The sequence below is a fragment of the Paenibacillus sp. 11B genome (genome assembly GCF_030487755.1).
GTDB classification, from domain to species: Bacteria; Bacillota; Bacilli; order Paenibacillales; family Paenibacillaceae; genus Paenibacillus; species Paenibacillus vandeheii.
Map to the genome: position 1 here is coordinate 22,853 of NZ_JAUKNS010000014.1, position 6,672 is coordinate 29,524.

Sequence of the window (6,672 nt, forward strand, 5' to 3'; positions counted from 1 at the left end):
GAGGACCTGCCTTCCACGTCACAGTGGAATCAGGTCCTCTTGCGGTTGTTATATTCCAAGACTATCCTTACCGGACAGTCTGCTTCATGTTTTAAACCCTATTCCATCGGTATAAGTTACACCCTTTTCCTCAAGGCAAGTCCACCAGTACAAATTCAGCAGTCTCGCTGCCTGTACCTGTAATTTGCAGATCACAGCTCTTACGGATCCGTGCAGCATCACCCGGCTTGAGATTGAAGTTACCATCTGAACATACAATCTCGATATGACCACTAATCAGGAAGAGATGTGTACGCCTGTCTTCATGTTGAGGGTACATTAATTTTTTGCCGGATTCCAGATGGGATAGATAGCAAGTTACATCCTGTGAAATCGGTAATGCTCCCTCGGCTGCCTCTCCCCCTTGTCCCGATACAATCGGACAAAGACGGTTCAGATGCTCCTGATCCTCCAGGCGACGATTGGTATACGAGGGTTTGAGCATGCGCTGGGATGGCAAAAACCACATTTGTAAAAAACGTACAGGTTCATCCTCAGAGGGGTTAGTCTCCGAATGCTCGACCCCGGTCCCCGCACTCATGACCTGAACTGTTCCCGGTTCCAGCAATTGCTCTGTTCCCATACTGTCCGTATGTTTCAACGTACCTGATATCACATAACTAACAATCTCCAAGTCATGATGTGGATGTCTCTTAAAGCCTTCCTGCGGCATCAGTGTGTTGTCATTATGAGCCAGAAGACAACCAAAGTGGGCATTGCTTGGATCATCATAGTCCGCAAAGGAAAAGCTGAATTCACTGTGTATCCAACCTCGATCCGACGTGTGCCTTTCTTCCGATGTCACTACTTTAATCATATTCATCCACCTCCAAAGGTTTAGAGCTGCCACATCTTCGCAGCAGTTCATGCGTGTATATTTAGAATTCTATAGATCAATACCAGTTGGTATGTCATCTTTACCCGTGGCCCGGGAATTCTAATCACGCCCCTTGCTTCAGGTTATACGCTTTCTTCAGGTGAGTGAAGCTTGAATTCGCTGTCTGCCCGCCCCACAACTTTACCCGCGTCGTTCCGAATATCAGGTGGATATACCTCTGCCAGTCGTTCGATGGTTTTTCGATTGCTATATCCAATCTGCTCCAAGATGGATTGTGCAATCCAGGCCCATTCTTCTTCCGAACCGTCAAGCACTTTGAACGTGATTCCAAGGCGTTCCTTTTTCAGAGCAAAACCAAACACACCCTTGAAGCCGCCCTTGGCTACAATGTTGCTGTCTTCAAGCAGCACGGAGTCCACGCGTCCGGTTCCTCCTACCATTAGCGGATATTCGTTCATGGCTCCAGTGATGCTCTCTACCGCAGAGCGTGTAGATGGATCTTCAATCAGATCCGGGCAAGCCAGCTTCAAGTATGCGTTCGACAATGCCGATAACGGCAATGAAAATACCGGAAAGCCGCAGCCATCCGTCCCAAGTTTAATCTCTTTCTCTTCAATACCTGCCATGTAGGCCATGGTCTCCAGAATTTCACGCTGTACTGGATGTTCTGGCTCTGCATAACTACCCAAGTCTGCCTGTTTCATCTGAGTGTATGCGAGAATGCCCAGATGTTTACCGGAACAGTTGTGGAGGATACGACGCTTTTCTCCTTGAGCACGCAGCCATTGATTCCGGCTTTCTTCATTCAGGGGATAACTTGGTGCACATATGAGGCATTCTTCTCCCAATCCTATTTTGCTTTCCAACTGCTCCAGCACCTGAATATGAATCGGTTCCGATCGGTGCGAGGAAGACATGATGGCAATCTCCTGAGCTGTCAGACCATAATGCCCGGCAATACCGGCCCGAATCCCCGGAATGGCCTGAAAAGGTTTGGCAGATGAACGGGTAAACGCTCTAAAATGAGGATCGCCAGCTGAATATACAATCTTGCCGTTCTCATCCGTAATGCTTATGTGTCCGTAATGGGCGCATTCCATAACGCCTGCACGGTATTCTTTAATTAACAGGGCACTCTCCATGCGAGTTCTCTCCTTTATACTCCCAAATTCATCTCTGCTTTGCGTCACGACGCCGCATGGGATATCTTAAATAGTATAGTACAAAAGCGACGTTTTTACAGTTTTTTCGACAGACATTTCGGGTAATCCTTTATCAATCTTTATCTACCTACTACCATCACTGAAGGAGACACTCATTTATGCAGCGCAAAACGCATTCATCCTCATCCGGGTTAAATCGCAAAAATTCATCATTACGCCCACTGCTCAAGTGGGCTGGTGTTGGAATGATAGCCAGCGTTTCGGTCGTCTTCTTGCTGGCGGCTCTGGGAGCGTTGCTTGGTAATGATGCTATCCTTTCATTGGATGACCGTATCCAGCAGCTGGTCTATCTGAACTCGGAATCACGTATTTATCTGCTGCCTTTCATTTCTTTCATTACTGCGCTCGGTTCTTTTAACCTTTCTGCCATGGCAGCTGTCGGTTTTTCAATCCTTTTCTTGCTGCAGCGCCGTCCCCGTTTCCTCATATATGGATATGCGTTACTCAGCAGTTTTGCCATGATGTGGATTCTGAACACCTTATTGAAGGAAATATTCAGACGCAGCAGACCTGAACTGGAACATCTGTTGATCGTTCATGGATATAGTTTTCCAAGCGGTCATGCGATGATCTCAATGGGGTTTTACGGCATGTTATTTGTCATATGGGCGATTGAAAGACAGCAACGGTTGTCTGGAGTTGCCCTGCCTGTCCTTTGCGGAATGGCATTTATATTCCTGATCGGTATTAGCCGGATCATGCTTGGCGTACATTATCCAACCGATGTTTTCACCGGATTTGCTGCCGGACTGGCTTGGATCTGCTGTATGATTCAGGGGATTAAGCGCTCCTTCTGAATTGCATTATCCTATATTTTCCATATCATTTCTCCACACGTTGATTGTTTCACCTGGAAGCACGGCGTTTATATACGAAGTAAGCAAACGCGAACAGACAACATCCTACATCAAGTATAAAGGAGGCGGTTGTTATGTGGGGTATCATTATCAGCATTGTGATGGCAGTCATTATTGGTGTAATCGGTGATGCACTTGCCGGTCACAACATGCCTGGAGGAATCATCGGTGCAATGATTGCCGGATTTGTCGGCGCCTGGCTAGGAGCACTTTTGCTGGGTAACTGGGGGCCGGTCATCGGCAACTTCGCCGTCATTCCTGCCATCATTGGAACAGCGCTCTTTGTCTTCTTGCTGGGGCTTGCGTCCAGACTGTTCAGACAGGCTGCCTGATCGGTCAACAAGGTGTTCGTTGTTTCGTATCCGTTTTTTAAATTTGAAGAAGGAGTGATTTGACATGAATAAAGCAGAAGAGCAATATCCTGTACAAAGCGGTTCCAATTTCGCCAAAGGTATTTTCATCGGAGGTTTGCTGGGTGCTGCAGCTGCGCTGCTCTTTGCCCCTAAACCAGGACGCGAATTGCGTGGTGACCTTTCCGAGAAAGTGGGCATCGTTACGGATCGCACGAAAGAAGTTGCAGCAGTTGTAGGTGATAAAGCTTCCGAACTGGCTAAAACGGTCTCTTCCAAAACTTCTGATATTGCAAAAACAGTAAACCAAGGACGTAATGACGTCATGGATTCCGTGAGAAAAGCTTCCTCTGATGTAGCGAATGAAGCAACCAAGGCGACAGAAGAAGTGGCTGCTGCTTCTGTAGAAGCCAAGGAAGATACACGTAAAGAAATAAACTCGACCAGCCTGTAAGGCTTGTGATCGAGTGACCAATAGCCAGCTGTATTCCAGCTGGCTATTTTTTATCCACACCGCGAGATTAAAGGAGGAAGAACATGAGTAAAGTCACAATGAACGGCAATACGCCCATTACCGGAGGAAAACCCGCACAACAGTATGATACCAGTGAGCACCCTTTTGAATTGCGTCATGAGGTAAAACGTCTGAACACAAGGCTGGATCAAATTGCTGACAGTCTGGAAAAATCTCAAATCAAGGATATTATCGAAAATTACAGCAGTCCCAAAAAACGCATCATTACCAATTTTACAGCCGGTATGGCACGTGGTTTGGGTTTGACCGTAGGGACCTTTGTTGTTCTTGGTCTGCTCGCCTTTATTCTTAGTCAATTCGTGAATATGCCGATTGTAGGACAATACATTGCTGACTTATTGGGATACATTGAAGATTATAAAAAATAAAGGAAGCATGTGATGCTTCCCAAGTCAATGCCTTCGTTTACCAATGCCACGTTTCTCTGTTTCCTTAACTGACGGCTGGGAGGACTTTACTTTGAGCAGATCCCCTGTCCAGCCTTTCATCATCATCCATACATACATGCCGACCATGCTAATGATGATAAGTACAAGGACAAGTACAACCCCCCAGGTTTTGTCGATCCAAGGCAGATTCTCAAAGTTCATTCCCCATATGGCTCCAGCAGCCGTTGCGGGCGTGAATACCGAGGTAACGAGGGTCAATGTCTTCATGATCTCATTGCCACGCACCCCTGAAATCGCATTATCAATGGAAATCAGCGTATCGATCTCTTTCTCATAATGTTTGAACAAACGCTCCATGCGTTCGATCCGGTGCTGGAGCTGCTGAAAAAATCGGTTCTCCTTCAGCTCGTCCAGATAAGCCTCCCTGGCGGCGGCCATCAATTCGGAATACGGGATGAACAGGTTACTCCAATATAGCAACTCAAATCGGGCAGCAAGAATCTGATCCATCAGCGTTCGTGCATTGCGGGATTCCATCGTCCGCTCCAAATCACGCAGGTTCATCTCAAATTGATCCATGCCCACATGGTAATAATGCAAGATGGCTCGAAACAGCACAAACATGCCGTCCCGGGCTTCATTGCATTGTTGCAACATGGCTGCACGTTCACCTGTATTCATAATCCCTCTGGTATTGTCATCTACATTCAAGGTAACCAGTCTTTCTTGATCCACATAGAAAAACATCTGATTATCTTTACGTTGATCGTCTCTTTCATTCTTGACCGCATATAATAATGACCCGAATATGACGGGCTCCGTGCCGTTCATGAAGCGGACAGAGAGGTAATTGGACTCTACCGCCGGTATTTTGCGAAGCCAGTACTGCATTTCTGGAAATTCGCTCGTTAGTTCCTCCAAGGCTTCTGCCATACTTTCCTCATCCGGTGCCACCCAGTCCCACCATTCCCAATGGTCTGAATAGGTAGCCTTGTCCCGACGCGCTTCCAGTTTGACTTTATCCACAATCACTAACATCCACTCCTGCATTCATACTGTTCATTGAGAAATCATTGCTAGAGTAAAAGGCTGGGCAAAACCCAGCCCCTCCTCATCAAACCGTACGTGAGGTTTTCCCTCATACGGCTTTCCGATGTTCGTCATTCATGGGCATGCAAATTACAACAGCGTTTTTAGTCCATATTGGCCGGCGATATATTTAACCTCAGATACTGAACCCATCCATTTTCTGCGTTGTCTCTTCTTCGCGTACCACCGTGTTAACCGTTGCAAAATATACCAGTCCAGCTTAGCTAGTCTCTTTTGGCTGTAGTTCGTGTAGTAATAATTTCTCCACCCTTGAATCTTCGGATTGAGCCATTTCACATGTTCCGCGAACGATCTGGATCGCATACTCGGTGGAGACAGTCGCTCTTTAACGACTCCACGAATACGTTCTTCCGCCTTTTTGGTTAGCCATTGCTGCGTGGTATAATATACCTTCCCTTGCGAAGTTTCTGCTTTCGTTTTTCGGTGGTGCATTCCTAAGAAGTCGAATCCCTCGTCTCCTGTCCATAGACCTACAATGCGAGTTTTGGTCGGGTGCAGGGTTAGCTCCAGACGTTCCATAATTTTGCCTATGAGTTCATACGCATGCTCGGCGTCCTTTTTGGTTTTACAGATTACTACAAAGTCGTCTGCATACCTTGTCAGTTCTCCCAGACCTCTTCCATGTTTCTCCCATAGTCGGTCAAAATAGTTCAGATAGATATTCGCCAGAAGCGGTGAGATCACACCACCTTGCGGCGTTCCTAAATCGGAGCGCCTTACGTTTCCTTCTTCCATCACTCCCGCCTGAAGCCACTTCCGTATTAATTTCAGTATCCGCCTGTCGTTGATGCGCATCTGCACCAATTTCATCAGCTTCTCTTGATTAATGTTATCGAAGTAACCTTGGATATCGACGTCGACTACCCAATTCCCTTTGCGGTTGCAAGCTTTCCGAATTCGTTCCAGCGCTCCTTTCGCACTTCGTTTCGGGCGAAATCCAAAGGATACGTCCTCAAAATCCGCTTCAAAGATGGGTTCAATCACGAGTTTCGTTGCCATCTGTATGACTCGGTCGCGCACGGTGGGTATGCCCAGCGGTCTTTGCTTCCCATCTTTCTTTGGGATATAGTGCCGCCGTACAGGCTGCGGATGGTAGTTGCCTTCTTTCAACGCTCGTTCGCAGTCCTTGAGGAAGTTCATTTCTCCTTGTTCCTCCACATCTGCCAGCGTTATGGCATCTACACCTGCCGCTCCCTTGTTCGCTTTCACTCGTCTCCAGGCTTCGTACAAGACATCCCACCGGTAGACTTTGTCGTACAAGGCATGGAATTTACGCTTGCTGTTCTCCTTGGCCACATGACCTAGCTTATCTTGGAGTTGTTGAACTTTTT

General features: G+C 47.1%; 8 protein-coding genes. 4 read left to right on the forward strand and 4 right to left on the reverse strand.

What is annotated here, in order from left to right; translation table 11 throughout:
* Window positions 1-130 precede the first annotated feature (130 nt).
* Window positions 131-856, reverse strand: coding sequence for a pirin family protein (locus Q0V21_RS32505; RefSeq protein ID WP_024631351.1), 726 nt, complete (start codon window positions 854-856; stop codon window positions 131-133).
* A 143-nt stretch (window positions 857-999) separates the two neighbouring features.
* Window positions 1,000-2,019, reverse strand: a complete 1,020-nt coding sequence (locus tag Q0V21_RS32510) for an asparaginase (RefSeq protein ID WP_079350057.1) — start codon at window positions 2,017-2,019, stop codon at window positions 1,000-1,002.
* 179 nt (window positions 2,020-2,198) lie between these two features.
* Between Q0V21_RS32510 and Q0V21_RS32515 the strand changes: the two genes are divergently transcribed.
* From Q0V21_RS32515 to Q0V21_RS32530, 4 genes are all read left to right on the forward strand, one after another.
* Window positions 2,199-2,897 (forward strand): phosphatase PAP2 family protein, encoded by a 699-nt coding sequence (locus Q0V21_RS32515; protein ID WP_301882590.1) that lies wholly within the window; start codon window positions 2,199-2,201, stop codon window positions 2,895-2,897.
* A gap of 134 nt (window positions 2,898-3,031) precedes the next feature.
* Window positions 3,032-3,289 (forward strand): GlsB/YeaQ/YmgE family stress response membrane protein, encoded by a 258-nt coding sequence (locus Q0V21_RS32520; RefSeq protein ID WP_024631354.1) that lies wholly within the window; start codon window positions 3,032-3,034, stop codon window positions 3,287-3,289.
* Window positions 3,290-3,353: 64 nt separating this feature from the next.
* A complete protein-coding gene (locus Q0V21_RS32525) occupies window positions 3,354-3,761 on the forward strand; it encodes a YtxH domain-containing protein (RefSeq protein ID WP_301882591.1) in 408 nt (135 codons plus the stop codon).
* Between the two features lie 83 nt (window positions 3,762-3,844).
* A complete protein-coding gene (locus tag Q0V21_RS32530; protein WP_024631356.1) occupies window positions 3,845-4,210 on the forward strand; it encodes a DUF5665 domain-containing protein in 366 nt (121 codons plus the stop codon).
* Between the two features lie 24 nt (window positions 4,211-4,234).
* Here Q0V21_RS32530 and Q0V21_RS32535 read toward each other — a convergent pair whose 3' ends face one another.
* Both Q0V21_RS32535 and ltrA read right to left on the reverse strand, forming a co-directional pair.
* Window positions 4,235-5,263, reverse strand: a complete 1,029-nt coding sequence (locus Q0V21_RS32535) for a magnesium transporter CorA family protein (protein WP_301882592.1) — start codon at window positions 5,261-5,263, stop codon at window positions 4,235-4,237.
* A 147-nt stretch (window positions 5,264-5,410) separates the two neighbouring features.
* Window positions 5,411-6,672 (reverse strand): group II intron reverse transcriptase/maturase (ltrA, locus tag Q0V21_RS32540; RefSeq protein ID WP_301882593.1); only part of this gene is annotated, 1,262 nt, incomplete at its 5' end.